The organism is Metallosphaera javensis (ex Hofmann et al. 2022) (assembly GCF_022064045.1).
Classification (GTDB): domain Archaea; phylum Thermoproteota; class Thermoprotei_A; order Sulfolobales; family Sulfolobaceae; genus Metallosphaera; species Metallosphaera javensis.
Genome location: NZ_JAKNCW010000045.1, coordinates 1 through 1,150, shown reverse-complemented (window position 1 = coordinate 1,150; position 1,150 = coordinate 1). Strand labels below are relative to the sequence as shown.

Genomic DNA, 1,150 nt, shown 5'->3' with positions numbered 1-1,150 from the left:
GCAGCGTGGAGCTGACGAAGGTGGTAGGAGTGATGCCTGATGACCGACATGGGACGCGACTTCCACCTCGCGTTGTTTAGATGGATCGCCACGAACAGGTAGGTCTCCAGGTAAAGGAGGGACGGGAAGTAACCTCCGAGGTCGTCCTGTATCCCGTCAAGGTAGGAGTTGAAGCTCTCGGAACTGTTGTTTGTGTAGATGTAGTGCCTCACCTCCCTGGGAAAGTTCAGGAAGGTATAGAGGTCTGAGGCCTCAAGGAGTCGCCTAGCCCTCCTGGGTGAGTAGGGCTCCACTACCTTGCTGAGGGACTCGAGGATGGCCTTTCCCTCCTCAACGTTCCTGGCCGACTTGAGGGAACTGAGATGGGAGGAGACCTTCTCCTTCTCGCCGTCCGGAAGCGCCCTGTACAGGTTCCTGGCCAGATGAACCAAACAGAGCTGGTGCTGGGAGGAGGGGAAGAGCGTGGAGATCAGCCTGTCCAGTCCCGGGAAGTCGTCCGTGACAATCACGTCAACCCTGCTGACTCCCCTGGAGATCAGCCCGTTGAGGAAGTGCCTCCATCCGTCTATATCCTCGTTCTCCCTTATCTCGTAGTCCAGGACGAACTTGTTTCCGTCCAGGTCGACGCCAATAGCCACGTACACTGCTTTCTCCTTCACCACCTCGTTCTCCCTGACCTTGATGAACTTCACGTCCGCATACGCTGAACAGGTCGTGGGGGAGAGGAGCAGATTTGAACTCCATCAACCTTCTCGCTATTTCCTTAACCACCCTGTCCATCACCTCCGGGCTGTACTCTATCCCCCTGCTCCTCAGGACTGCCTTGATCTGGCCTGGGGACAACCCCTCCAGGACCAGGGCCTCCAAGAACTCCTCGTAGTCCTCGCTCGTCCTCTCGCCCTTTTCAGGCAAAATCCTTGGCCTGAAGCCCTTCCTTCTCGTCCTTGGAACCCTCAGCCTCAGCTCGTCGTCCCTGGTCCTCAGCACTGAAGTACGTCCCGTTCTTCACGTCGTCGTGCTCCTCCAGGTACGCGTCCCTCTCCGCCTCCATTGCTGCCTGGAGCACGAGCTCCTCTATCTCGGTGAGGGACACGCCCTTCTTGACTGCCTCCTCCAGCACTGCCTTCGCCTTGGCCTTTACCCTTTCTGC

At 57.8% G+C, this 1,150-nt stretch carries 1 pseudogene; it reads right to left on the bottom strand.

Going from position 1 to position 1,150, the window contains the following annotated elements:
- A pseudogene (locus L3N51_RS12305) lies at nt 1–1,150 on the bottom strand (IS256 family transposase); the annotation flags it as partial.